The 24014-nt window shown below is 63.2% G+C and carries 24 protein-coding genes and 1 pseudogene; 19 read left to right on the top strand and 6 right to left on the bottom strand.

What is annotated here, in order from left to right:
• Positions 1-20 precede the first annotated feature (20 nt).
• Entirely contained in the window at positions 21-347 is a 327-nt protein-coding gene (locus tag I6N89_RS22855; RefSeq protein WP_207020665.1) for a hypothetical protein, read from the top strand.
• Between the two features lie 163 nt (positions 348-510).
• On the opposite strand, the gene I6N89_RS22850 is transcribed toward I6N89_RS22855, so the two are convergent.
• Genes I6N89_RS22850 through I6N89_RS22840 form a run of 3 tightly spaced genes read right to left on the bottom strand, consistent with a single transcriptional unit; the run spans position 511 to position 1987 of the window.
• Complete coding sequence (locus tag I6N89_RS22850) at positions 511-918, bottom strand: hypothetical protein (protein ID WP_207020664.1); 408 nt, start codon at positions 916-918, stop codon at positions 511-513.
• A gap of 10 nt (positions 919-928) precedes the next feature.
• Positions 929-1258, bottom strand: coding sequence for a hypothetical protein (locus I6N89_RS22845; protein WP_207020663.1), 330 nt, complete (start codon positions 1256-1258; stop codon positions 929-931).
• 27 nt (positions 1259-1285) lie between these two features.
• Positions 1286-1987 carry a hypothetical protein gene (locus I6N89_RS22840; RefSeq protein WP_207020662.1) on the bottom strand — a complete coding sequence of 234 codons (702 nt, stop codon included), beginning with the start codon at positions 1985-1987 and terminating at the stop codon, positions 1286-1288.
• Between the two features lie 216 nt (positions 1988-2203).
• On the opposite strand from I6N89_RS22840, the gene I6N89_RS22835 reads away from it, so the two are divergent.
• Together I6N89_RS22835 and I6N89_RS22830 are read left to right on the top strand one after the other, a co-directional pair.
• A complete protein-coding gene (locus tag I6N89_RS22835) occupies positions 2204-2386 on the top strand; it encodes a hypothetical protein (protein WP_207020661.1) in 183 nt (60 codons plus the stop codon).
• Between the two features lie 208 nt (positions 2387-2594).
• The gene (locus tag I6N89_RS22830) at positions 2595-2912 is read left to right on the top strand and encodes an H-NS family nucleoid-associated regulatory protein (protein ID WP_207020683.1); all 318 of its coding nucleotides are present in this window, start codon (positions 2595-2597) and stop codon (positions 2910-2912) included.
• Positions 2913-2927: 15 nt separating this feature from the next.
• Here the strand turns inward: I6N89_RS22830 and I6N89_RS22825 are convergent, their stop codons facing one another.
• On the bottom strand, positions 2928-4250 hold the full coding sequence (locus I6N89_RS22825) for a relaxase/mobilization nuclease domain-containing protein (protein WP_207020660.1): 1323 nt from the start codon (positions 4248-4250) through the stop codon (positions 2928-2930).
• Positions 4250-4705 carry a plasmid mobilization protein gene (locus I6N89_RS22820; RefSeq protein ID WP_236016793.1) on the bottom strand — a complete coding sequence of 152 codons (456 nt, stop codon included), beginning with the start codon at positions 4703-4705 and terminating at the stop codon, positions 4250-4252. The genes I6N89_RS22825 and I6N89_RS22820 overlap by 1 nt, the downstream gene beginning before the upstream one ends.
• Positions 4706-5226: 521 nt before the next feature.
• Between I6N89_RS22820 and I6N89_RS22815 the strand changes: the two genes are divergently transcribed.
• The 10 genes from I6N89_RS22815 (at position 5227) to I6N89_RS22770 (ending at position 16045) form a co-directional block, all read left to right on the top strand.
• Positions 5227-6510: a flavin-containing monooxygenase gene (locus I6N89_RS22815; RefSeq protein ID WP_207020659.1), complete on the top strand. Its 1284-nt coding sequence runs from the start codon at positions 5227-5229 to the stop codon at positions 6508-6510.
• A gap of 348 nt (positions 6511-6858) precedes the next feature.
• Positions 6859-8457, top strand: a complete 1599-nt coding sequence (locus I6N89_RS22810; protein WP_207020658.1) for a GMC family oxidoreductase — start codon at positions 6859-6861, stop codon at positions 8455-8457.
• A 39-nt stretch (positions 8458-8496) separates the two neighbouring features.
• Positions 8497-9570: an ABC transporter ATP-binding protein gene (locus I6N89_RS22805; RefSeq protein ID WP_207020657.1), complete on the top strand. Its 1074-nt coding sequence runs from the start codon at positions 8497-8499 to the stop codon at positions 9568-9570.
• A complete protein-coding gene (locus I6N89_RS22800; RefSeq protein ID WP_207020656.1) occupies positions 9567-10442 on the top strand; it encodes an ABC transporter permease in 876 nt (291 codons plus the stop codon). The genes I6N89_RS22805 and I6N89_RS22800 overlap by 4 nt, the downstream gene beginning before the upstream one ends.
• Entirely contained in the window at positions 10439-11233 is a 795-nt protein-coding gene (locus I6N89_RS22795; RefSeq protein WP_207020655.1) for an ABC transporter permease, read from the top strand. Before I6N89_RS22800 ends, I6N89_RS22795 begins: the two co-directional genes overlap by 4 nt.
• Positions 11234-11302: 69 nt before the next feature.
• Positions 11303-12316 (top strand): extracellular solute-binding protein, encoded by a 1014-nt coding sequence (locus I6N89_RS22790; RefSeq protein ID WP_207020654.1) that lies wholly within the window; start codon positions 11303-11305, stop codon positions 12314-12316.
• An 83-nt stretch (positions 12317-12399) separates the two neighbouring features.
• Positions 12400-12828 carry a RidA family protein gene (locus I6N89_RS22785; RefSeq protein ID WP_076694004.1) on the top strand — a complete coding sequence of 143 codons (429 nt, stop codon included), beginning with the start codon at positions 12400-12402 and terminating at the stop codon, positions 12826-12828.
• A gap of 4 nt (positions 12829-12832) precedes the next feature.
• Positions 12833-13507: a DUF1028 domain-containing protein gene (locus tag I6N89_RS22780; protein ID WP_207020653.1), complete on the top strand. Its 675-nt coding sequence runs from the start codon at positions 12833-12835 to the stop codon at positions 13505-13507.
• 25 nt (positions 13508-13532) lie between these two features.
• On the top strand, positions 13533-15026 hold the full coding sequence (locus I6N89_RS22775; protein WP_236016792.1) for an aldehyde dehydrogenase: 1494 nt from the start codon (positions 13533-13535) through the stop codon (positions 15024-15026).
• 26 nt (positions 15027-15052) lie between these two features.
• Entirely contained in the window at positions 15053-16045 is a 993-nt protein-coding gene (locus I6N89_RS22770) for a LysR family transcriptional regulator (RefSeq protein WP_207020652.1), read from the top strand.
• On the opposite strand, the gene I6N89_RS22765 is transcribed toward I6N89_RS22770, so the two are convergent.
• A complete protein-coding gene (locus tag I6N89_RS22765) occupies positions 15981-16805 on the bottom strand; it encodes a helix-turn-helix transcriptional regulator (RefSeq protein ID WP_328805919.1) in 825 nt (274 codons plus the stop codon). The genes I6N89_RS22770 and I6N89_RS22765 overlap by 65 nt on opposite strands.
• 112 nt (positions 16806-16917) lie before the next feature.
• On the opposite strand from I6N89_RS22765, the gene I6N89_RS22760 reads away from it, so the two are divergent.
• The 6 genes and pseudogenes from I6N89_RS22760 to I6N89_RS22735 all read left to right on the top strand — a co-directional run.
• Positions 16918-18267 (top strand): aminotransferase class III-fold pyridoxal phosphate-dependent enzyme, encoded by a 1350-nt coding sequence (locus I6N89_RS22760; protein ID WP_207020650.1) that lies wholly within the window; start codon positions 16918-16920, stop codon positions 18265-18267.
• Positions 18268-18291: 24 nt separating this feature from the next.
• A complete protein-coding gene (gene argE, locus I6N89_RS22755) occupies positions 18292-19437 on the top strand; it encodes an acetylornithine deacetylase (RefSeq protein WP_207020649.1) in 1146 nt (381 codons plus the stop codon).
• Between the two features lie 160 nt (positions 19438-19597).
• Positions 19598-22069: a heavy metal translocating P-type ATPase gene (locus I6N89_RS22750; protein WP_207020648.1), complete on the top strand. Its 2472-nt coding sequence runs from the start codon at positions 19598-19600 to the stop codon at positions 22067-22069.
• Between the two features lie 84 nt (positions 22070-22153).
• Entirely contained in the window at positions 22154-22474 is a 321-nt protein-coding gene (locus I6N89_RS22745) for a hypothetical protein (protein ID WP_207020647.1), read from the top strand.
• 103 nt (positions 22475-22577) lie between these two features.
• Positions 22578-23018: a c-type cytochrome gene (locus I6N89_RS22740; RefSeq protein WP_207020646.1), complete on the top strand. Its 441-nt coding sequence runs from the start codon at positions 22578-22580 to the stop codon at positions 23016-23018.
• A 151-nt stretch (positions 23019-23169) separates the two neighbouring features.
• Positions 23170-24014: pseudogene (locus I6N89_RS22735) on the top strand (IS3 family transposase); the annotation flags it as partial.

Below are 24014 nucleotides of genomic sequence, written 5' to 3'. Positions count from 1 at the left end.
CAAGAGCTTGCGGGGAGACGATGTCCTTCCCGCAAGTTTATAAATTCATTGGACAAAATCGGAATTTCGTGGCATGGTTAGGAACATATTCCCAGAAATCCGCCCGCAATTTGCACCGCAGCCCGCCCGGCTGCGGCCCGCATCCTTTTGCCCGCGCGGATTTGGTTTTCAAACCCGCAACAAAATTTTGCGCCGCCTCTTCGGCGGCGCTGGAAAGCCTTTCTCATGTCCGCCGATTTCAACAAATATCAACAACCGCGCGCGCGACAAAATCTCTCAGTTTCTTTCCACACCTGACTGAAGCACGGTTCGCAAAAACTTACGTGAAAGTCCCGAGCAAGGCTTGACGTGCTGTTACGTGGCATCTCTGTTGCGGCTCTGCCGCCTGACTTTGCAGAAGGGATTGCCGAGTTTGCGGTTGCAATACCGCATTAAGGACGACCGCACTAATGCCGACAAACCCCAGAAAACGCCAAATGCCCTCCTATAAAAAATATATTTGCTGCGGTTCTATTTTGCAATCAATTGATGCGCCACCAGGTCTCCGAACCCACCAAAGAGAGTTGAAATTACTGTAGAGATGGCTAGAAATATATTTGCTGACCTTTGTCTCCGCGCTTCATTCTCAATATCTTTTTTTAATAGAGTAAATCGGTCCAGGATGTTTTGAAGTTTTTGTTCGATTGACATCTGCAACTGGAGAGCAGAAGCAATCTCTTCTTCGGCGGCGTCAAATTTTTCAATGCCTTTGTAAGTGTTCAAAGAAGAGAAGAATAGATACGCGAACGACATAGCAACGCCAATTGCGCCGCCCCTTCCACCAAGGCTAGCATCATTAAAAAGATAGGCGGCATACAAGCCCGATAACGACACCAGCGTGCAAGAAATCAGCAGGGCGATTTGTAGCTTGAGTCGCATTTCGACAAACCTAAACTAACCTTTTTTTTTGCAGATACGCGAAGTCTAGCGTCCCATCTTCAGCTAGAGCGAATACATATATATATGCGGAAAGCTCCGCCCAAACCTCGTCGGTTCCATTGGGGCCAAGCTTAAGGATGCGCTTCGCCACCTTGCGGTCGCCGCGAATGACTGCCGAGATGTCATCCAAATCGCGGAAGAGCGCCTCATAAGCTCTCTTGAACTCATTGGAGTTCTCTCCTTTATGTTCAAGAAGTAAACGTTTGACTTCAGCTGTGAGCTCTTTCGCAAGCTCGGCACTCGCCGTCGCTGCAAATGCAGCTCCAAGAGCATTACACATTCGATACTTCCTGCCCGGCCCGAGCCTTCAACGGCTCAAGATGCTCGCTTTGAACGATTCGATCGTTTCCAACAAAGATTTGTTGCTAACAGTTCTGTTCGGTCGCTGTTCACGATAATCTGCCATCCGCCTCTTGTGAGCGGCTAGTTGCTCGTCAGACAACTCCACCTGGACATCAGGCACAAAACCGAAGGCGCGCAATGACGCCTGTCGTAATTTTTCGCTAGCCATAGATCTGCCTGCCTCGAATTCTCGCTCTCGAAGCAGTGGGGTGTTATATTCACCCTTTTCCGCTCCAGCAAACTTTAGTATAACATCACTCGCGGCTTCAGACAAGAGGCCGCCCGTTATATATTGATATAAATCTCTATTAGTCGCCCTGTGAAGCCAGAACGCCACAAAAATACTGTTTATGCTCTCATTCGGCCCAATGCTCGTGAGTTTTTCGAAGCTTTGCCGTGCGGAAAAATACTCGGAAACGCCCATTTCTTCCGAAGAGAGCTTGCAGTACACCATACTTCGTAGTGTTACAGGGTGTTTTCGGCTTCGCTTTAGAACGTGAACCATTTGTCTTAATGTTGAGGCATCAGAAAAGTGGGCGCTGCTTATAAGTACATTGGCAAGAAAGCTTTGCGCCCTACCGGAATTTAAGTCCACAACTCTTTCGCGCTGTAGCTTTTCAAATGGTACAGATATCTGCAACGTATCTGATGGATTCAAATATTGCATTAGCCTTGTGCTCAGCCTGCGCTTGTTCCGATTCGATCTTACAAAGATAGGTCAAGCCGTGGGTGCTCGCAACCGGACGGAAATTGCTGCGGAGTGTCATCGGCAAGTAGACTTCATCAACGAGAATGTGTTGAAACGGCTCGGACCTAAGGGTTCCGGCAACATGCGTTGTGCCTTGAAACCGGATCGCCCACAGTAGAGGAACTGGCCGGAGACATGGCGGCGAAGCAGCAGCTTACCGCAACCGCCAAGACCCAGAAAGCCTTGATCCGCGCCTGTCTCGACGGGACGCGCAAGCCGCAAGTCGCCCACTGGCTGCCCCGCTATATGGCTGTGCCGCAGGGCAGCTATCGCGAGGATGTCGAGCCGGATGTGCCGGAGACGAGCGAGGCCGCATAACGCCCCGCACCCCGCCGGAGACCTCCGGCGGGGTGTTTTCCACCCTCCAAAAAACGCCGCGCAGGGGATTACCCCCTGCGCGGCGCTCGCGTTGCGAGATCAGAAAAGAATATCACAGATCAAATGTAGACCCTTCCAATACCCGAGATTGCGTGTTCCCGCCTTTCCGCATAAACCCACGCTGATCGCGCCGGACAATGAGGATATGATGATCGAACTTGATCTGAATGCGATGTCTCGTGAAGAGCTGAAAGCTCTCCAAAAGGACATCGACAAAGCACTTCAATCTTTCGAAGCACGCCAGAAAGCCGCCGCACGGGCGGCTGCCGAAGCGGTTGCCCGTGAAGCCGGGTACTCCCTGCAAGAATTGCTCGACGCACCGAAGCCAGGCAAGCAATCCGCTCCACCGAAATACCGCCACCCTGAAAATCCCGAAGTCACCTGGTCGGGACGCGGACGCAAACCCGGCTGGTTTGTCGCTGCATTGGATAGCGGTAAATCCGAAGATGATTTGCTGATTGGCTGACGTCTGCGCGGTGCATTAACCCAAGCTTGGACCGTCGCGGCTGCGTCCCCGCCTGGGGCGCTCGGAGGAACGTTTCCGCTTTTCCATATAGGCCTCGCGTTTTTCCTCGCGCGAAGGGATAGCGGCTTTGATCCTCTGCGCATCCGCCTGCAATTCCCACTCAATTGCCTGCCGCTTGGCATTTTCCTGCGCTACACGGTGCAATACTGCCGCGCGGTCCGCTTGTTGCTGTGCAGCTTGCCGAACGGTTTCACGGGCATCGCGATCCCGCGCCTGCATCTCCTCCAGCCGGCTCTGTGCTTCGATTTGTTTGCGCTTTCCGGTGATCCAGTCGAGCAAGCCGCGCAGGCCCGTCTTGACCCGTGCAGCGCGCATGGAGGTTTCCGCGTCCCTGCGGGCGTTCTGTGCTTCTGCCAACCGCCGAGTTTCTTCGGCTTGTTGCTGCCGCGCACCACGTTGCTCGGCGCGTAGCAGCTCCATGCGGTTTCTGGCCGCATTTCTTTGTTCCTCACGCAATTCGTCGAGACGATCCGTGATCTGCGTGGCGGCCATGCGATGCGCCGTATCCTTGTTCGGTAGATCGTCAAAAGCCCCCAACCGATCCCGTACTGCCTTTGCCTTGACCCCGGCATAGCGCGAGACGGAATACGCCTCTCCTCGGTAATCCACCGCAACAGCTCCGCGCCGATCACCACGGGCGAGGATAAGCCCGTATCCTTTGAGCGCATTGGCAAAGGCCGCGCGGTTGTCGGAGATTACCCAGGCGTCCTGAACAATTTCCTTCATATGGGCTGGATCACGTTTGGCGCGTTTGCATTGTTGCCATTCAGACAGCGTGAAATTACGCGGATCACGCTCCTCATGGCGGACAAAGCCGCTCGGCATCTGCCATCCGTGCGCCCGATATAGATCGCGCGCCACGGCTTGCAGCTTTGTGCGGGTGAACGAGAGCTGCACCGCGCGCATATGCTCGACATCAATTCGACACCACACCGCATGAGCATGGCGTCGCATCTGACCGTCCGCACCGTGCTTTTCGTGAAAGACGATGGCGCGGGGCTGTCCTGAAAGGCCGAGCGATTCTTCGACCCGGCCAATCGCATCCTCAAAATCGGCAACCGGGACATCGGCGTCCTTGGGCGGATTGAGCGAGAGCGAAAATAAATGCTGCTTGCATTGCGTGCCCCGGCTGATCGCCTGGCTTTCCTGAAAAGCGGAAAGGAGGTCGGTCGAGGCAAAGCCGCGCATGTCATGTACCACTACACGTTCGTTTTCGTCCTTCATCAAGTGCCGCGCCAGATCGCGCGCACCGCCGCGTTGGTTGCCGACAAGTATCATCAGCGGCGCTCCGGTTTCAGCCCGAGTGCGGAAACAAGATCATCGCGCATTGCCGAAACATCTTTGCAGGCCTGGCGGATGGCTTCGGACGTCGCAGGATCGATCTTGACCACCCCGTTTGCCTCCGCCCAGGAAAGCCCCTCGAAACTCTGCGCCAAATCCGAACGCCCTAGTGCCGCCAGCACGCGCGCCAGCGCCTCGTAATCGGCCACGGGGCTCTTCCCCCGCGTCTTGCGCGGCGTCACATCCTGCCCAAAAAGCCTCTCTCGCATATACGCGCTGCGCGACATCCCCGCCGCATCCCGCTCCAGACGGGCTTTCTCATCGGCACTGACGCGCAAGGAAATCGTGAACGTCTGGTACGCGTGTTCCTGGGGCTGCGTTGTCTCCGGCATGTTCTTCGATTCATCCGCCAACCGCCCGAACATTTCTGTGATCCGTCCAAGCCGCGTCATGATCCCGGCTCCAGATCATCAAAAGTCACGCCAGCTTTGGAGAGGTGCTCGTTCCAGTCCGCCAGAACGTCCAATACCTCATAAAGACCCGCCCCATCGGGCAAATCGCCTGGTGGATTGTCCATCGTAACCGCGAAAGCGTCCGCTAGTTTCCGATACCCGCCAGAGTTCGATGTTTCTCCGGCTCGGAGCACCATTTCCCAAAGGTATCCCAAATATCACCCGCCCCCCTTGAAATATCGGGGAACCCGGTGTCGCTCGGCATTCGCCGGCGCGTCGCCGTATAGGCTCGGGCGGCGCCTAGCGGAGACCGGTCCTTTCATAATAATTACAAAGCCTTGAGAAACCCGCATCGCGCGTCATGTGCTGCCGCTTCCAGACTGCGCGCACCCGATTAGCCGGAACAAAATCAAGGCTTCAATAAATCATGTTTTTGCGCGACGCCGTGCTTGCCTAATCATCGGGGTTAACAAGGGCGCCGGGCGGCGCCTGCTGTACGCGGTGATGGAAAGGAAGAGCCGATGGCGAGCAAGAAGGTCGAAACCCTGATCGTGGGTGGCGGACAGGCCGGCGTCGCGATGTGCGAACATCTCGGAAAGCTGGGGATCTCGCATGTCGCGCTCGAACGCTCGCGCATCGCCGAACGCTGGCGCAGCGAGCGCTGGGATTCGCTGGTCGCCAACGGCCCGGCCTGGCACGACCGTTTTCCCGGCCTGGAATTCGAGGGCTTCGGCCAGGACGATTTCGTGCCCAAGGAGGCGGTCGCGGCTTATTTCGAACGCTATGCCGAGATGATCGACGCGCCGATCCGCTGCGGCGTCGAGGTGACCGAGGTGCGCAAAAAGGACGGCGCGCGCGGTTTCGTGGTCGAGACCTCGGACGGCACCTATGAGGCCAACAGCGTGATCGCCGCCACCGGCCCGTTTCAGACGCCAGTGATCCCGCCGGTCATCCCCGCCGAGGCGCCGGTGACGCAGATGCATTCCAGCGCCTATCGCAACCCCGCCCAGCTCGAAGACGGCGCGGTGCTTGTCGTGGGCGCGGGATCGTCCGGTGTGCAGATCGCCGACGAGCTGATGAAATCCGGGCGCAAGGTCTATCTCTCCGTCGGCCCGCACGACCGCCCGCCGCGCAGCTATCGTGGCCGCGATTTCGTCTGGTGGCTCGGCGTGCTGGGTCTCTGGGACGCGCCCGCCATGGAGCCCGGCAAGGAGCATGTGACCATCGCCGTCAGCGGCGCCGAGGGCGGCAAGACCATCGACTTCCGCGAGCTGGCGGCGCAGGGCATGACGCTGGTCGGCCGCACCAACAGCTATAGCGACGGCAAGGTGATGTTCGGCACCGATCTGGTGGCCAATGTCGATGGCGGCGACAAAGATCACCGCGCCCTGCTCGACGCCGCCGATGCCTATATCGCCCGCAACGGGCTGGACCTGCCCGAAGAGCCCTCGGCCCGGGTCAAACGTCCGGATCCCGACTGCATGACCAACCCGCTTTCAGAGCTGGATCTGGAAAAGGCCGGGGTGAAGACGGTGATCTGGTCCACCGGCTTCGGGCAGGATTACGGCTGGCTCAAGGTCGATGCCTTCGACGCGGATGGCAAGCCCGCCCATCAGCGCGGTGTGTCGACCGAGGACGGGGTGTATTTCCTCGGCCTGCCCTGGCTCTCGCGCCGTGGCTCGACCTTTATCTGGGGCGTCTGGCACGATGCCAAATACATCGCCGACCATATCGCGACACGGCTTGCCTATGCCCATTACGAGGGCCCCGAGGCAGAGGACACGCGCAAGGCCGCCAGCGGCTGAAGCGGCTTAGAGACATGCGAACAGCACGCCCCGCCCGGCCCTGCCGGCGGGGCGTTTTGCTTTGGCGCGGGAGCGCCCGCCCTTGCGGCAAAAGCCGCCCCCGACAGAGCGTTTCACACCCGTTTGTCTCGGCAGACATGGGGTCCGGTCTCGAAAAGGCGCCCCACCTGCAAATGTGTGAATTGCCTAAGTTTTCACCGCCACACGCGGGCCTCCGTGAGGGAATAAGATGTAACCCATTATAAAGTTTAACATTAGACATGCCCTAACCAGTGAATTGAATCTTATAAATGGGCTTCGACCCGCCTGCCCTGTCAACAGACAGGCAATGGACAAGGCGAGGTTCCAATGCTCAAAGACAGCTTCGATTACATCATCGTGGGCGCCGGATCGGCGGGGTGCGTGCTGGCCAACCGCCTCTCGAAAGACCCGAACACGCAGGTGTGCATCGTCGAAGCCGGCGGCAAGGACAGCTCGCCGCGCGTGCGGGTGCCCGCCGGGATCCTGTCGCTCTACAACGACCCGAAATACGATTACAGCTATATGAGCGTACCGCAGCCCGAGCTGAAGAACCGCGCGATCCCGCTCAATCGCGGCAAGGCGCTCGGCGGCTCCTCGGCGATCAACTCCATGCTCTACATCCGGGGCGCTGCCTCCGATTACGACGAATGGGCGCAGCTGGGCTGTGCCGGCTGGAGCTGGGACGACGTGCTGCCGGTCTTCAAGGTTCTCGAGAACAACCAGCTCGGACAGGATCCGAAATATCACGGCACAAGCGGCGAGATCTATGTCGACCGGCACCGCGATCCGAACCCGGTGGCGCGGATGTTCATCAAGGCGGGCCGCGCGGCGGATCTCTCCGAGAACACCGATATGAACGCCGAGCGCCAGGACGGGCTCGGCATCTACAACGTCACCCAGCATGACGGCATGCGCTGGTCCTCTTATCGCGCCTTCCTGCATCCGGTGCGCGACCGCGCGAACCTGACGATCCTCAGCGGCACCGACACCAAGCGGGTGATCGTCGAGAACGGCCGCGCCACCGGGATCGAGATCGACGGCCCCGACGGCAAGCGGGTGCTGAAGGCAGCAAAAGAGGTGATCCTCGCGGCGGGCGCCATCAACTCGCCGGAGCTGCTGCTGCGCTCGGGCATCGGCCCGGCGGCGATGCTGAACGCGGCGGGGGTCCGGGTGGCGCATGATCTGCCCGGCGTCGGCCAGAACCTGCGCGACCATGTGGATGGCATGATCACCGTGCGCTCCAGCTCGACCAGGACGCTGGGGCTGTCGCTGCGCAACCTGCCCTCGATGATCGCCGCGCCCTTCCGCTGGCTGGCGCAGCGCAAGGGGATGTTCACCACCAATTATGTCGAGGCCGGCGGCTTCGCGCGCACGAAATACGCCAATGAAAATCCCGACATCCAGTTCCACTTCGTGCCGGGGTACCGCAGCCACCGGGGCCGGGTGATCGAATACGGCCACGGCTACGCGGTGCATACCTGCGTGCTGCGCCCGAAATCCATCGGCGAGATCCGTCTGGGCAAGACCGGCGCGCTGGAGATCGACCCGAAATTCTTCTCCGATCCGCAGGACGCGCAGGTGCTGGTCGAAGGCATCAAGGTGGCACGCAGCATCCTCGCCGACAGCACGTTCGACGAGATCCGGGGCAAGGAGATGCTTCCCGGCAAAGAGGTCGATACCGACGAGCAGATCCTCGATTACCTGCGCGGCGCGGCACTGACCGTGTTCCACCCGGTGGGCACCTGCAAGATGGGCACCGACGAGATGGCAGTCACCGATCCCGCCTCGCTCAAGGTGCGCGGGGTCGAGGGGCTACGCGTCGCCGATGCCTCGGTGATGCCAACGCTGATCGGCGGCAACACCAACGCGCCCACGATGATGATCGGCGAGAAATGCGCCCGCATGATCCTCGCAGACGCTGCCTGAGCCCCCCGCCCGCCTGACACGCCATCGAAGGATGCCCGCATGAGCCGCCCCTCCGCGATCGAAGTCGTGAACGTGTCGAAGCGCTTCGGCGATTACACGGCGCTCGACCATGTCGATTTCAAGATCTTCCAGAACGAGTTCTTCACGCTTCTGGGGCCATCGGGCTGCGGCAAGACCACGTTGCTCAGGATGATCGCCGGGTTCGAGACGCCGAGCGCGGGCACGCTGCTGCTCAACGGGAAAGAGATCGCGCAAATGCCCGCGCATAAGCGGCGGGTGAACACGGTCTTTCAGAACTACGCGCTGTTTCCGCATATGACGCTCAGCCAGAACATCGCGTTCGGGCTGAAAAACCTCGGCTGGGACAAGACGCGCATCACCGAGCGCGTGGGCCGGATGCTGGAAATGGTGCATATGGAGCAATTCGCGGCGCGCAAGCCCGACCAGCTCTCGGGCGGCCAGCGCCAGCGCATCGCGCTTGCCCGCGCGCTGGCGGCGGAGCCCGAGGTGCTGCTGCTCGACGAGCCGCTCTCGGCGCTGGATCTGAAGCTGCGGCAGGCGATGCGCGACGAGCTGCGCACGCTTCAACGCGAAACCGGCATCACCTTTGTCTTTGTGACCCACGATCAGGAAGAGGCGCTCGACATGTCCGACCGCATCGCGGTCATGGGCAACGGGCGGGTGCAACAGATCGGCAGCCCGAAGGAGATCTACGAGGATCCCGGCAACCGCTTTGTCGCGGATTTCATCGGCGACACCAATTTCCTCGACGGCGAGGTGATCGCGGTGGAGGGTGCGCAAGCGACGATCCGCACAGCACTTGGCACCGATATCACCACCAGCCACCAGGGGCTGAGCGGTCCGGGGCCAGCCACCATGTCGATCCGGCCGGAAAAGATCGGCGTGAACGAGCAGGCCGAAGGCGCGCTCTTCGACGCGACGGTGCGGTCGCGCAACTATATGGGCGGGTTCACCCATTACACCGTGCAGGTGGGCGAGGTGACGCTGCGCCTGTCACGCCGCAACGCGCAGTCGCATCAGGACTCGCTGGAGATCGGCAGCACCGTCCGTATCGGCTTTCGCGAACCCAACGCGCGGGTGCTGGGCCAATGAGCCGGACCTTCCGCTTCTGGGGCCTCGTGCCCGCCTGGGCGCTGATGCTGCTGACGCTCATCGTGCCGATCCTGATCGTCGCGGGCGTCAGCGTCGCCGAGCGCGGCGCCTATGGCGGCTTCGACTGGGGCTTCGACATCACTTCCTACCGGCAGATCCTCTTCACCGAAGGCTGGACGGACGAGCTGGAATTCGATCCGAAATACCTGGCCATCATCGCCCGCACGCTGATTTTCGCGGGCGCCGCCACGGCGATCTGCGTGCTTCTCGCGCTGCCCGTCGCCTATTACATCGCACAGCAATCGGCGCGGCTGAAGATCGTGCTTTTGTACCTCGTGACGCTGCCTTTCTGGGTGTCGATGATCGTGCGAGTCTATGCCTGGCTGATCATCCTCGGCAATGACGGGCTCTTGGAGCGCGTCTATCGCCTGTTCGGCGGCGCCGACATCTCGGGCTTTCTCTTTACCCCCGGCGCGATGATCACCGGCATGGTCTACAGCTATATCCCGCTGATGATCCTGCCGGTCTATGCCTCGGTGGAAAAGATCGACCCGGCACTGATCGAGGCCAGCCACGATCTTTATGGCGGGCGTTGGACGGCGCTGCGCCGGGTGATCCTGCCGCTGGCCGCGCCGGGTCTCACCGCCGGCAGCATCCTCGTTTTCGTGCCGAGCCTCGGCACGGTGCTGGAGCCGATGCTGCTGGGCGGCGGCAAGCAGCTGATGATGGGCACGCTGATCCAGACGCAGTTCGGCGGCGCGCGCAACTGGCCCTTCGGCGCGGCCATCGCCATGGTCCTGCTGACCCTCGTGGTGATCGTGCTGCTGCTGAATGCCCGCCGCGCCACCCGTCAGGCGGAGGTTGCGCTATGAGCCAGAACATCCGCACCTATCCCGGCCTGCGCCCGCTCAGCATCCTGTTCTTCCTCTGGCTCTACCTGCCCATCGGCGTCGTGGTGTTTTACTCCTTCAACGACAACCGGCTGGTTTCGGTCTGGACCGGGTTTTCCACCAAATGGTACGCCGCCGCGCTGGAGAACGAAGCGCTGATGGGCGCGCTGGAGATCTCGCTGACCGTGGCGCTGATCTCGACCCTCTGCGCCACGCTCATCGCGCTGCTGGCCGCCATCGTGCTGACCCGCGCCACCGACATGAAATTCCGCCGCGTCTCGGAAACCGTGGTGAACCTGCCGCTGCTGCTGCCCGAGATCGTGCTGGCGGTGGCGGTGCTGATCCTCTTCTCGCAGATCGGGCTGACCAACGGTCTGCTGAAGCTGGTGCTGGCGCATACCGCCTTCTGCACTCCCTTCGCCTTCCTGCCGATCCGTGCCCGGCTTCAGGGCATGTCGCTCGATTTCGAAGAGGCCGCGCGCGACCTCTACGCCGCCCCCTTCACCGCCTTTCGGCTGGTCACGCTGCCGATGATCCTGCCCGGCGTCTTTGCCGGCGCGATGACCGCCTTCGTCATGTCGATGGACGATTTCATCACCTCGAACCTGCTGAACTCCGGCGGCGCGACCACCCTGCCCGTCTACATCTTCAGCCTGATCCGCCAGGGCACCACGCCCGAGCTGAACGCCATTTCCACCCTGCTGATCGCCGCCTCACTGCTGCTGGCCACGCTGGTTCTGATCCTCAACGCCAGAGCGATGCGGCGCAGCTGACTTTCGGCCCTGCCCTTGGGCCACCCCCTCCACGCTAACCAACAAGGGCGCAACAAGGAGAAACGACACATGAAGAAACTGCTTCTCGCAACCACACTGATCCTGCCCGTCGCGCTGCCCGCCGCCGCCGAGGGCGAGCTGAACATCTACGCCTGGGCGGACTCGATCTCGCCCGAGCTGATTGCCAAATTCTCCGAGGAAACCGGCATCGAGGTGAATGTCGACAGCTTTTCCTCGAACGAGGACGCGCTGACCAAGCTTCAGGCGGGCTCTTCGGGCTATGACCTGGTGACCCCCTCGCAGCACTTTGTGAAGATCATGGCCGACGAGGGCCTGCTGGAAGACATCGACGCCTATGAGCTCGATGCCTATGACCAGCTCGATGAGCGCTGGCAGGGCCAGTGGTGGGATCCGGAAAACGACTATTCCATCCCGCTCGCCTATGGCACCGCCGGGTTCTCGGTCAACCGCGACAAATATGACGGCCCTGTCGACAGCTGGTCGGTGCTGTTCGAGCCGACCGATCTGGCGGGCTCCATCGCACTGCTCTCATATCCCGACGAGGTCGTCTCGGCGGCGCAGCTCTATCTCGGTGTCGAATACTGCACCGAGGACAAGGCCGAGATGAAAAAGGTCTACGATCTGCTGATGGCACAGAAACCCGCGGTGGTGGCCTATACCTCGGACAATATCGAGAACCGTCTGGGCTCCGGCGAGGTCGCCGCGCATTTCTGGTGGGACGGCAACACGCTGCGCCTGCGCAACAGCGGCGCGCATGTGGAATATGCGATGCCGAAAGAGGGTCTTGTCGGCTGGCTCGACAGCTTCGTGGTTCCGGCGGGGGCCGCGAATATCGACAACGCCAAGGCCTTTATCGAGTTCATGTCCACTGTCGAGAACGCCACCGAGCAGTATAACTATTACGCGCATTCCGCGCCGGTCGAGATCGACGAGAGCAAGGCGCTCTACACCAAGGAGAACGCGCCCGAGCTGTTCCCCGACGTGCCGGTGGTCTTCGCCCAGGCATGCAGCCCCGCCGCGCAGGATCTGGTGACCAAGGTCTGGACCGACCTGCTGCAATAATCCCCTTCCCCGCTCCGGCGATCCCGGGGCGGGCCCACCCCGGCGGCACGGGCAAAAGATCCGTCCGCCCCAAGGAGACCAAGATGGCCCATACGCGCATCCGCCCCTTCAACACCAAAGAGACCTATCCCGAGCAGAAGCTCGATAACGATCTCTGTCAGGCCGTGGTCACGCAGGGCGGCAAGACGGTCTGGCTGCGCGGCCAGTGCCCGCAGAACCTCGACGACGCCAGGAATATCGAAAGCCACGACCCGGTGGAGCAGACCCACAAGGTGATGCAGAACATTCGGCAGCTCATCGAAGAGGCCGGCGGTTCGATGGAGCATCTGGTGAAGGTGGTGGTCTATATCACCGATGTGCGCCACCGCGAGGCGGTCTACCGCACCATGGGCGAATATATCAAAGGCGTGCATCCGGTCTCGACGGGGCTTGTGGTGAGCGCGCTGGCGCGGCCCGACTGGCTGGTCGAAATCGACGGCACCGCCGTGATCCCCGACGACTACAAGGCCTGATCGCATGACCTTTTCACTCGTCGCCCGCTGCCCCGAGACCGGCATGTTCGGTGTCGCGATCTCCTCCTCCTCCCCCGCCGTGGCCGCGCGCTGCTCCTATGCCCGCGCGGGCGTGGCGGCGGTCGCCTCGCAGAACGTCACCGACCCGACGCTCGGGCCGCGCACGCTCGACCTGATGGCGGGCGGCATGAGCGCCGCCGAGGCGATTGCCGAGATCAAGGCGACGGGCAGCTTTATCGAGTACCGGCAGGTGCTGGCCGTCGATACCGACGGCAACACCGCCATCCATTCCGGCCCCAACTCGCTGGGGATCTGGACAGAGGCGCGGGCGCAGGATGTCGCCTCGGGCGGCAATCTTCTGGCCAATGACACGGTGCCGCAGGCCATCGTCGACGGCTACCTCGCCGCCAGCGGCCATATCGGCGACCGGCTGATCGCCGCGATGCGCGCGGGGCTGGCCGCCGGAGGTGAGGCCGGGCCGGTGCATTCCGCCGGCATGATGATCGTCGACAGGGTCGCTTGGCCGGTCGCCGATCTGCGCTGCGACTGGACCGAAGACTGCCCCATCGAGGCCGTCGCCACCGCCTGGGACATCTACAAACCGCAGCTCGACGCCTATGTGCAGCGCGCCCTCGATCCGCGCGAGGCGCCCTCCTATGGCGTGCCGGGCGACGAATGACGCACAGACCGACAAGAGAGACATCATGGACCTGAGCTTTGCCGACTGGCAGGAGGCCGCCGCCGCCCTCTGCTTCCGCACGAAAGCCTATATCGACGGGCAATTCACCGACGCGGCCTCGGGCAAGACCTTTGCCACGATCAACCCGGCCACGGGCGAAGAGATCGCGCAGATCGCCGAATGCGATGCCGCCGATGTGGACCGCGCGGTCAAGGCCGCCCGCGCCGCCTTTGAGGACGGGCGCTGGTCGCGCATGGATCCGGGCGGTCGCAAGGCGGTGCTGCTGAAGCTCGCCGAGCTCATCCGCGAGAATCTGGTGGAGCTGGCGCTGCTCGACAGTCTCGACATGGGCAAGCCGGTCACGGATGCGGCCACCGTCGACGTGCCGGGCTCGGCGCATTTCTTCCAGTGGTATGCCGAGGCCATCGACAAGCTTTACGACGAGGTCGCCCCCACCGGCAAAGGCGATCTGGCGCTGGTGCGCCGGGTGCCGCTGGGGGTGGTGGGCGCGGTGGTGCCGTGGAACTTCCCGCTCGACATGGCGACGTGGAAATCCGCCGCGGCGCTGGCCGCCGGCAATTCCGTGGTGCTGAAACCCGCCGAGCAATCGCCGCTTTCGGCGCTGCGTCTGGCGGAACTCGCCTCCGAGGCAGGCGTGCCGCCGGGCGTCTTCAACGTGGTGCCCGGCTTTGGCGCCACGGCGGGCAAGGCGCTCGGCCTGCATATGGATGTGGATTGCCTCGCCTTCACCGGCTCCACCGCCGTGGGCAGGAAATTCATGGAATATTCCGGCCAGTCGAACCTGAAAGCGGTCTGGCCCGAGACCGGCGGCAAGAGCCCCAATATCGTCTTTGCCGATTGCGAGGATCTGGAAACCGCCGCCGACATGGCAGCCTTCGGGATCTTCTTCAATGGCGGGCAGGTCTGTTCCGCCAACAGCCGGCTTTATGTGGAGCGCTCGATTCAGGACGAATTCCTCGCGCTGCTGAAAGCCCGCGCCGAGGCGATGGCCCCCGGCAACCCGCTGGACCCTGCCACCAGGCTCGGCGCCATCGTGGACGAGAAACAGACGCAATCCATCATGGCGCGGATCGCGGCGGCGCGGGAAAGCACGCGGCTGGTCTCCGGCGGCGAGCGTGTGACGCTTGCGGGCAAGGGCTGCTTCGTGGCGCCCACGATCTTCGGCGATGTGGCGCAACACGATCCCATCGCCACCGAAGAGGTGTTCGGCCCGGTGCTCGCCGTCATCCCCTTCGACACCGAGGAAGAGGTCATCGCCATGGCCAATGATAGCATCTACGGTCTTGCCGCCTCGGTCTGGACCGACAATCTCAGCCGGGCGATGCGCGTTTCCGACCGGCTGCATGTGGGCACCGTCTCGGTGAACAACGTGGATGCGCTCTCGGCCCAGACGCCTTTTGGCGGCATGAAGCAATCGGGCTTCGGGCGCGATCTCTCGTTGCATTCGCTCGACAAATACACGGCGTTGAAAACCACCTGGATCAAGTACAAACTGTAGGTCGCGACGTGGCCAAGAGGCGCCCAATGATCCGTTACACGCTCCGGCAGCTTGAATATTTCGTGGCGGTCGGAGAGGCGGGCAGCATCACCGTGGCGGCGGGGCGGGTGAATGTCTCGTCGCCATCGATCTCCACCGCGATCTCGCAGCTGGAAACCGAATTCGGCATGCCGCTCTTCGTGCGCCAGCACGCGCAGGGCCTGTCGCTGACGCAGGCGGGCCGGGCGCTGATGGATCAGGCCAGGGCGGTGCTGCGCGAAGCCGACCGGCTGATCGATCTGGCGGGCGATATCTCGGGCCAGGTGCGCGGGCCGATCACGGTGGGCTGTATGCTGACCTTTGCGCAGGTGGTCCTGCCGGCCTTGCGTCGGGATTTCGTAGATGCCTATCCCGACGCCCGCTTCACCCAGTCGGAATACGATGCCAACGATCTGGTCAGCGCCCTGCGCCGGGCCGAGATCGACGTGGCGCTGGCCTATGACCTCGTGGTGCCGCCGGACCTGACCTTCATTCCGCTGATGGCGCTGCCGCCCTTCGTGCTCATCGCCGCCGATCACCCGCTGGCGGCCCGCGACGAGATCGCCGTGGAGGAGCTGCGCGCCCTGCCCATGGTGCTGCTCGACCTGCCGCAGAGCGCCGATTACTTCCTGTCCTTCTTTCAGGAAAAGGGCATCAAGCCCGAGATTGCCGAACGTTCGCGCGATATCGCGGTGGTGCGCAGCCTCGTGGCCAACGGCTTTGGCTATTCCATCGCCAATCTGCGCCCGCTGAACGGGCTCTCGCCCGACGGCAAGGCGCTGAAATTCATCCCGCTCGCCGGGGAACTGCGGGCGCTGAAGATGGGCCTTCTGGTGCCGCCGCAGGCCGAGACCACCCATGTGGTGCGCAGCTTTGTCGAGTTCGCGCAGAGCTGGGTGCATGACGGGTTTTCGCGCGGCGGCGTGCCGCTGGAGGTCAGCGGGCCTCAGGCGCGCCCAGCAGTGGCAGGAACAGCGAAAACAGTTCCGCCTGAGAGCTGATGGCGCAGCGGTGGTAGAGCTGTTTGCGGAACACCTTGACGGTCTGCGGGCTGAGATCGAGCCGCAGCGCGATGGAGGCGGTGGAATGCCCCTTAAGGATCAGAAACGCGGTTTCCGCCTGGCGCGGGGTCAGTTCGATCCCGAGCCTTGCCGCCGCGTTGCGCCGCAGCCTGTCGACCACCGGGTCGCTGTCGGGTGCCGGCGCACCGCCCGGATGGAGCCCTGCCCAGTGTCGCCGCATCAGCGCGAAGCAAACAGGCGCGATGCGCGCGGCCTCGGCCAGATCGCGGCCGGAAAACCGCTTTCCCGACGACGCGTCGCGGCCAAGGCAGACGGTCACGCTCGCCCCTGGCGTGGGCGAGGCGATATAGGCGATCTCGTCGGTCAGCGTCGTGCCCGCGTAGTAGGTCAGGTAATAATCGCCCCGGGTGAAGTGATCGGGCGCGATGTCTTGCAGACGATAGAGCCCGTCCGGTGCCGCATCGAGATGGAGTTGATGGAACGGGTCGAGCAGATAGGCGCCCTCCAGATAGGCGCTGTCGAGCCGCGCATGCACCCGAGGCTCCGCCGCCGCGCGGTAGAGCATCTCGGGCGCCGCGCCGTCGCGATAGGCCAGCGTCGTGACATTGTCGAAGGCGAGCTCCCGGCCCAGCCAGCCAGCCAGCGCCTGCGGAAACGCCTCTGTCCCGAGCGCTTCCAGCGCCGCCGCCAGGGCCGTGGCTCGCGGGTCATCTGTGGCAAGGGCAAGGCTGGGTGTCACGGGATACCTCCTTGGGGGTATATACCCCTCCAATGGCCATACCGTAGTCTTTGGGCGAGTTGAAAGGGGTATCCTTTCAAGCCGTCCCATCCTCAGCCGATCAGAGACCGATATGACCAGCACCGCCGAAATTCTTGCCCAGGACAGCCACCTCATCCAGTCCTTCGCCGACCTGAACGCTCTCAAGGCGAAGGGCGCGCGGACCGTCATCAGCCGCGCCGAGGGCGCCTTTGTCTACGACAATGACGGAAACCGGATGATCGACGGGATCGCCGGGCTCTGGTGCGTGAATATCGGCCACGGGCGACAGGAGATGATCGACGCCATCGCGGAGCAGCTCCGCCAGCTCGACTATTACTCGACCTTCTACAACTTCACCCACCCGACCGCCGCCGCGCTGTCGGAGAAGCTGGCGTCGCTGGCGCCGGGCGACCTGAACGCGGTCTATTTCGGCAATTCCGGCTCGGTCGCCAATGACAGCGCGATCCGCATCCTGCACCATTACAACATCCGCAAGGGGCGCCCGAACAAGCTCAAGGTGCTGTCACGCCTCGGCGCCTATCACGGCTCCACCCATCTCTCGATGGCGATGACGACGCCCGCCTATTCCGAGGGCTGGACCGCCGCCTTGGATCTCGTCCACCACCTGCGCGCGCCGCATTTCTGGCGCGAGGGCGAGGGTATGAGCGAAGCGGAATTCCTCGACGCGCTGGCCGAGGAACTGAGCCAGAGCATCGAGCAGATCGGCGCGGAAAACATCTGCGCCTTTGTCGCCGAGCCGATCCAGGGCGCGGGCGGGGTGATCGCGGCGCCGCAGGGCTATCACCGCCGCATGCAGGAGATTTGCCGCGCGAACGATATCAAATATATCGCCGACGAGGTGGTGACCGCCTTTGGCCGGCTGGGGCATTTCTTTGCCTCCGAGGATGTGTTCGGCACCACGCCCGACATCATCAACACCGCCAAGGGCCTTACCTCGGGCTATCAGCCGATGTCTGCCACGCTGGTCTCCGACGAAATCCACGAGGTGATTTCGGGCCCCGACGGCATGTTCCTGCATGGCATGACCTATTCCGGCCACCCGGCCGCCGCTGCCGCCGCGCTTACCAATATCGCCATCATGGAGCGCGAGGGCATCCCCGAGCGCGTCCGCACAACAGGCGCGTATTTCGAGCGCAGGCTGCGCGGGCTTGCTGATCTCGATCTCGTTGGCGAGGTGCGGGGCAGCCATTTCATGATGGGCATCGAATTCGTCAAGGACCGCGCGACCAAGGAAAGCCACCCCGCCGAGGCGGCTGTCGGGCTCAAGGTCGCCCGCGCCTGCCAAAAACGCGGCCTCGTCGCCCGGCCTCTGGGCAATGTGCTGATCCTGTCGCCGACGCTCATCCTGGATGAGCCGATGATCGACGAGATCGAGGGCATTCTGCGCGAGGCCATCACCGAAATCGCGGCGGGACTCTGACCGTCGCACAGCGCAAGGCATCTCATGGACACGCTCTCCCTTCTCGACCGGCTGATCTCCTTCGACACCACCAGCGCCAGATCCAACCTGCCGCTGATCGGCTTTGTGGAAGATTACCTCAAGGCGCGCGGCTTCCGTGTGACGCGCCTGCCGGACGCGACGGGAGAGAAGGCCGGGCTCTTTGCCGTGCTGGGGCCGGAGGGTCACGGGGTGATGCTGTCTGCGCATACCGATGTGGTGCCGGTCGCGGGGCAGGTCTGGCACCGCGATCCGTTCCGCCTGACCCGCGAGGGGGATCGCCTCTACGGGCGCGGCACCACGGATATGAAGGGCTATCTCGCCAGCATGCTGGCGCTCGCCGACCGCGCGGCGAAGGCGCCGCTGAAGGAACCGCTGAAACTGGCGATTTCCTACGACGAGGAGATCGGCTGCGTCGGTATCCGGTCGATGATCGGCGCGCTGCCCGAGGCGCTCGGCACGCCACGCGTCTGTTTCGTCGGCGAGCCGACCGAGATGCAGGTCGCCATCGGGCACAAGGGCAAGGCGGCCTTCGAGGCGGTGTGTCATGGTGAAAGCGGGCACTCGGCGCTGGCGCCGCGCTTTGTCAACGCACTGCATCTGGCGGCGGAGTTCGTGACCGAGCTGCGCGGCATTCAGGACCACTACGCGCAGAACGGCGCCAGAGATCCGGCCTATGACGTGCCCTATACCACGATCCATGTGGGCACGCTTTCGGGTGGCACCGCGCTGAACATCGTGCCCGACCGGGCCGAGCTGCGCTTTGAATACCGCCACCTCGCCGCCGATCCCGCCGAGGAAATCGCCGCGCGGATCCGAGACGCGGCAGCGCAGGTCACCGCGCGTTTCGCCACGCAGAGCCCGCAGGCGCGGGTCGAGGTGACGCAGGTCAACGCCTATCCGGGGCTCGACCAGCAAGAGGATGCGGAGATCGTCACGCTGGCCAAGGGCCTCGCGCAGAGCAATGCGGTCACCAAAGTGGCCTTTGGCACAGAGGCCGGATACTTTCAGGGGCTGGGCATCCCCACCGTCGTTTGCGGCCCCGGTTCGATGGAAGATCAAGGGCACAAGCCGGACGAATACGTCACCCTGCCCCAGCTCGCCGCCTGCGACGCGATGATGGACCGCATCCTCGTCAGCCTCACCGCCTGACGCCCACGGCCAGTGCAGCACATCTGCTGCGCCCTCCCCACTCTGGCTTGGGAATGGGCCGGGCCTTGCCGAAATTGTTCTGCGCGGCCGCTCTTGACCTGCCCCCTGCTGGAACCCCAGTTCGTAGCTGGACGTTGATGCCAATGATCCGGAGGTTTGCATGGCCCACGCACATAACACGCCTGGCGAGACATCGCAGGGGGCAGCCGACGCGGTGACCCGGGATCCGGTTTGCGGCATGACCGTAGAGCCCGATGCGGACAAGCCCCATTTCGACCATGAGGGGCATCGCTATCATTTCTGCTCCGAGCGCTGCCGCGACAGGTTCCGCGACGACCCGACGGCCTATCTCACCGCCACGGACCCGGTTTGCGGCATGGAGGTGGACCGCTCTACAGCCGCCCACATGCTCAAGCATGGGGGCGAAAAATATTACTTCTGTTCAGAACGCTGCCAGACGAAATTCGAAGACGAGCCAGAGGCCTATCTCAAAGACAGGCCTGCACCGGAGGCGATGCCCGAGGGCACCAAGTATACCTGCCCGATGCATCCCGAGATCGTCCGGGACGCGCCCGGCGACTGCCCGAAATGCGGGATGGCGCTGGAGCCGGTGACCCCTTCGGCAGAGAGCGGCCCAAACCCGGAATATGTCGACTTAAAACGTCGGCTGAAGATCACCGCGCCGCTCGCGGCGCTGGTCTTTGTGCTGGAGATGGGCGCCCATATCGGCATCCCCTTCGCCGAGTGGTTCGGACATGATCTGTTTGCCTGGGCGCAGTTCGCCCTGGCGACCCCGGTGGTGTTGCTCTGCTGGCCCTTCTTCAAGCGTGGCTGGGCCTCGATCGTCAACCGCTCGCCCAATATGTGGACGCTGATCGCGCTCGGCACCGGGGCGGCGTATCTCTTCTCAATCGTCTCGTTGCTGGCGCCGGGGCTGTTCCCGCAGGCGATGCGCGACGACATGGGCATGACGCCGATCTACTTCGAAGCCGCCGCGGTGATCCTCGTGCTGGTGTTGATCGGCCAGGTCATGGAACTGGCCGCGCGCGAGCGCACAGGCGACGCGATCCGCGCGCTTCTCGACCTCGCGCCAAAGACCGCGCGGCGCGTCAGCGACGGCTCCGAGGCAGACGTGCCGCTCGATGAGGTTGCCTCGGGCGACATCCTGCGCGTGCGCCCCGGCGAAAGCGTGCCGGTGGACGGCGTGGTGACCGAAGGGCGCTCCTCTGTCGACGAGAGCATGATCACCGGCGAGCCGGTCCCGGTCGAAAAGACCGAGGGCGAACCGGTAACGGGAGGCACGCTCAACAAATCCGGCAGCTTCCTCATGCGGGCGGAGAATGTGGGCTCTGAGACCACTCTGTCGCGCATCGTCGAGATGGTCTCGAAAGCGCAACGCTCGCGCGCACCGATCCAGGCGATGGCCGATCGGGTCGCGGCTTATTTCGTGCCCGCCGTGGTGGGCGTCGCGGTACTGGCCTTTCTTGCATGGGCGATCTTCGGGCCCTCGCCGGCGCTGTCTTACGCCTTCGTGGCGGCGGTCTCGGTCCTGATCATCGCCTGTCCCTGCGCGCTTGGACTCGCCACCCCGATGTCGATCATGGTCTCCACCGGGCGCGGCGCACAGGCGGGTGTCCTGATCCGCGACGCGAAGGCGCTGGAACGGTTCTCCAGGGTCGACGTTCTCGTCGTGGACAAGACGGGCACACTGACCGAAGGCAAACCGACGCTGACCGATGCCGAGCCCTCGGACGGTATGGAAAAGATCGAGTTGCTGGCGTTTGCAGCCGCTCTGGAGCGTGGCTCCGAACACCCGCTTGCCGAGGCGATCACCGCCGGCGCGAAGGAGGCAGGCGCGCCGGAGCGCGAGGCCTCCGATTTCGACGCGGTCACCGGCAAGGGGGTCACCGGCAGCGTCGACGGCCAGCGTGTCGCGCTCGGCAACGCGGCCCTGATGGCGGACGAGGACGTCGCACTGGGCCCCCTCTCCGACCGCGCCGGCGCATTGCAGGCCGATGGCAAGACCGCGATGTTCGTCGCCGTGGACGGGCGCGCCGCCGGGCTGGTGGCGGTTGCCGACCGCGTAAAGGAGAGTACGCCCGAGGCGATCCGCGCTCTGCATGAGGCGGGGCTGCGCATCGTCATGGCCACTGGCGACGCCAAGGCCACGGCCGAGGCGGTGGCGCGCGCGCTGAAGATCGACGAGGTGCACGCCGAGGTCAGCCCCGAGGACAAGCACGCCCTGATCGAGCGTCTGCGCAAGGAAGGCCGGTCGGTGGCGATGGCGGGTGACGGGGTCAACGACGCGCCGGCGCTGGCCGCCGCCGATGTCGGCATCGCCATGGGCACCGGCGCGGATGTGGCGATGGAGAGCGCGGGCATCACGCTGGTGAAGGGCGATCTCGTCGGCATCGTGCGCGCGCGTCACCTCGCCGAAGCAACCATGCGCAACATCCGCCAAAACCTGTTCTTCGCCTTCGTCTACAATTCGGCGGGTGTGCCGCTGGCGGCGGGCATCCTCTACCCGTTCTTCGGCATCCTGCTCTCGCCCATCGTGGCGGCCGCAGCGATGAGCCTTTCGTCGGTCTCGGTGATCGGCAACGCCCTGCGGCTGCGCGCCGCCAAACTCTGAGCGCGCCGGCCCCCGAAGCGGTGTTCGCCTTGACCGCGACCACCGCTTCGGGGCAATCTCCGCCTGTTCATGACCGGAGCAGCCATGCGCGCACTCCTCCTCCTTTTCCTCGCGGGCTTCCTCGCCCTTGCCGCTCTGCCGCAGAGCGGCATGGCAATGAGCGTCTCCGGGAAAGGCATCGCGGCGCATCATGCGCATGACTGTGACGGCTGTCAGGGCGGCGCGGCGGAGCATATGGCTGGGTCTGCCTGTCTCCATATGGCCGGCTGCGCCACCGCGACGCTCCCCGGGACCGGCATCGCGGGTCTTGCCATTCGGACAGTCGCCGGTGGCTTTCCACTGCCTGCTGCCGAAATCCGAGCCGCCACGGCACCGCCCTGCGACTTGCCGCCTCCGCGCCTCTGACCGGCTTTCCTCGGGAAACCTTCCCGCCGCTCCGGCGGGGTATCCAGACATCACAGGAACATCCGCAGGCGGCGCAGCCCCCCGTGCGGTCAAGGATATTGAAATGAACAAAACACTTATCGCCGGCGCGGTCGTTCTGATCGCGGCCATCGGCGCAGCGATCGCGATCACCTGGAAGGCCGGAGAGGAACCGCCCAAAGAGGCGCAGGCACCGGTCGAGGGCGCACCCATCGTTTCCGTCACGCTCCCCGAGAGCCTGTCGACCGAGGCGCAGATCGGCAAGCGCGCCTTCGATGCCGTCTGCGCCGCCTGCCACGGCGAAAACGCGGCGGGCAGACAGGGCTTTGGTCCGCCCTTCGTGCACAGGATCTACGAACCTTCGCACCACGGCGACATGGCGTTTTTCGTCGCCGCCCAACGCGGAGTACAGGCCCATCACTGGACCTTCGGCAACATGCCTCCGCAGCAGGGGCTGACCCGCGCCGACATTGCCGGGATCGTCACCTATGTGCGTGAATTGCAGCGCGCCAACGGGATCGACTGAAAGGGCTGGCGCCCAAGCGGCGCGATGTCCAATCGGAGGCCGCGTCGCATGACCGCCAAGGGTTTCGACCGACCACGCTCGCAGGTCTTTCTGGCCTGCTGCCGGTTTCGTGGACACCGAGATAAGGTGTTTATGAAACCGGAGAAACTACATGACGAGAAGAGCATTCAGCCGCGAGTTCAAGCAGGAAGCGGTGGAACTGATCACGAAGCGTGGGGTCAGCACTGCGCAAGCTTCACGGGATCTTGGCATACATGCGACTGTGCTCCGCCGGTGGGTGCGGGCATCTGAGGCAGACGGGTCGGCTGCGTTTCCCGGTCACGGCAAGCTGACGCCGGAACAAGAGGAACTGAGGAAGCTGCGGCGCGAAGTGTCAAAACTGAAGGCGGAGCGCGACATCTTAAAAAAAGCGGCCGCCTACTTCGCCAAGGACCAACTGTGATGTTTGGGTTTGTAGCGAAGCACCGAGGGGTCTGGCCCGTAAGTTGGATGTGTGATGCGCTCGGTGTGTCACGAAGCGGCTTCCATGCCTGGCTGACGCGAGCACGCAGCGACCGGTCGATCCGCGATGAAGAGCTCTCGGCGGCGATCCGAGCGAGCTTTTTGCGTTCCGATCGAACCTATGGGGCCCGGCGTATCTGGCGTGATCTTCTCGAAGATGGCTATTCCTGCGGGTTGCATTGCGTTGAACGTCTGATGCGGCAGCAAGCATTCAGAGCGCGTCCCAGGCGTTGGCACCCACCGAAGGACCAGGGCACGAGGTCGATCATAGCTGCCAATGTGCTCGAGCGAGAGTTCGATGCGGACGGCCCGAACCAGAAATGGGTGGCAGACTTCACCTATATCTGGACGGCGGAGGGTTGGCTCTACGTTGCGGCCGTCATTGATCTGTTCTCGCGGCGTGTCGTCGGTTGGTCCATGAGCGATCAGATGACGTCCCAGATGGTGACCGATGCCCTGATCATGGCGGTTTGGCGCCGCGGCCGACCGAAGGAA

This window comes from Salipiger abyssi (assembly GCF_017311415.1).
Taxonomy (GTDB): Bacteria; Pseudomonadota; Alphaproteobacteria; order Rhodobacterales; family Rhodobacteraceae; genus Salipiger; species Salipiger abyssi_A.
This window is presented reverse-complemented; position numbering and strand designations above follow the sequence as displayed.

Excerpts from the sequence above, each read along its gene's own strand:
- I6N89_RS22800 (WP_207020656.1), top strand. The coding sequence starts at position 9,567 with ATGAGCCGGACCTTCCGCTTCTGGGGCCTCGTGCCCGCCTGGGCGCTG.
- I6N89_RS22845 (WP_207020663.1), bottom strand. The coding sequence starts at position 1,258 with ATGTGTAATGCTCTTGGAGCTGCATTTGCAGCGACGGCGAGTGCCGAG.
- I6N89_RS22855 (WP_207020665.1), top strand. The coding sequence starts at position 21 with ATGTCCTTCCCGCAAGTTTATAAATTCATTGGACAAAATCGGAATTTC.
- I6N89_RS22840 (WP_207020662.1), bottom strand. The coding sequence starts at position 1,987 with ATGCAATATTTGAATCCATCAGATACGTTGCAGATATCTGTACCATTT.
- I6N89_RS22740 (WP_207020646.1), top strand. The coding sequence starts at position 22,578 with ATGAACAAAACACTTATCGCCGGCGCGGTCGTTCTGATCGCGGCCATC.
- I6N89_RS22775 (WP_236016792.1), top strand. The coding sequence starts at position 13,533 with ATGGACCTGAGCTTTGCCGACTGGCAGGAGGCCGCCGCCGCCCTCTGC.
- I6N89_RS22815 (WP_207020659.1), top strand. The coding sequence starts at position 5,227 with ATGGCGAGCAAGAAGGTCGAAACCCTGATCGTGGGTGGCGGACAGGCC.
- I6N89_RS22770 (WP_207020652.1), top strand. The coding sequence starts at position 15,053 with ATGATCCGTTACACGCTCCGGCAGCTTGAATATTTCGTGGCGGTCGGA.
- I6N89_RS22830 (WP_207020683.1), top strand. The coding sequence starts at position 2,595 with ATGATCGAACTTGATCTGAATGCGATGTCTCGTGAAGAGCTGAAAGCT.
- I6N89_RS22785 (WP_076694004.1), top strand. The coding sequence starts at position 12,400 with ATGGCCCATACGCGCATCCGCCCCTTCAACACCAAAGAGACCTATCCC.
- I6N89_RS22850 (WP_207020664.1), bottom strand. The coding sequence starts at position 918 with ATGCGACTCAAGCTACAAATCGCCCTGCTGATTTCTTGCACGCTGGTG.
- I6N89_RS22795 (WP_207020655.1), top strand. The coding sequence starts at position 10,439 with ATGAGCCAGAACATCCGCACCTATCCCGGCCTGCGCCCGCTCAGCATC.
- I6N89_RS22820 (WP_236016793.1), bottom strand. The coding sequence starts at position 4,705 with ATGACGCGGCTTGGACGGATCACAGAAATGTTCGGGCGGTTGGCGGAT.
- I6N89_RS22790 (WP_207020654.1), top strand. The coding sequence starts at position 11,303 with ATGAAGAAACTGCTTCTCGCAACCACACTGATCCTGCCCGTCGCGCTG.
- I6N89_RS22825 (WP_207020660.1), bottom strand. The coding sequence starts at position 4,250 with ATGATACTTGTCGGCAACCAACGCGGCGGTGCGCGCGATCTGGCGCGG.
- argE (WP_207020649.1), top strand. The coding sequence starts at position 18,292 with ATGGACACGCTCTCCCTTCTCGACCGGCTGATCTCCTTCGACACCACC.
- I6N89_RS22780 (WP_207020653.1), top strand. The coding sequence starts at position 12,833 with ATGACCTTTTCACTCGTCGCCCGCTGCCCCGAGACCGGCATGTTCGGT.
- I6N89_RS22805 (WP_207020657.1), top strand. The coding sequence starts at position 8,497 with ATGAGCCGCCCCTCCGCGATCGAAGTCGTGAACGTGTCGAAGCGCTTC.
- I6N89_RS22835 (WP_207020661.1), top strand. The coding sequence starts at position 2,204 with ATGGCGGCGAAGCAGCAGCTTACCGCAACCGCCAAGACCCAGAAAGCC.
- I6N89_RS22750 (WP_207020648.1), top strand. The coding sequence starts at position 19,598 with ATGGCCCACGCACATAACACGCCTGGCGAGACATCGCAGGGGGCAGCC.
- I6N89_RS22760 (WP_207020650.1), top strand. The coding sequence starts at position 16,918 with ATGACCAGCACCGCCGAAATTCTTGCCCAGGACAGCCACCTCATCCAG.
- I6N89_RS22745 (WP_207020647.1), top strand. The coding sequence starts at position 22,154 with ATGCGCGCACTCCTCCTCCTTTTCCTCGCGGGCTTCCTCGCCCTTGCC.
- I6N89_RS22810 (WP_207020658.1), top strand. The coding sequence starts at position 6,859 with ATGCTCAAAGACAGCTTCGATTACATCATCGTGGGCGCCGGATCGGCG.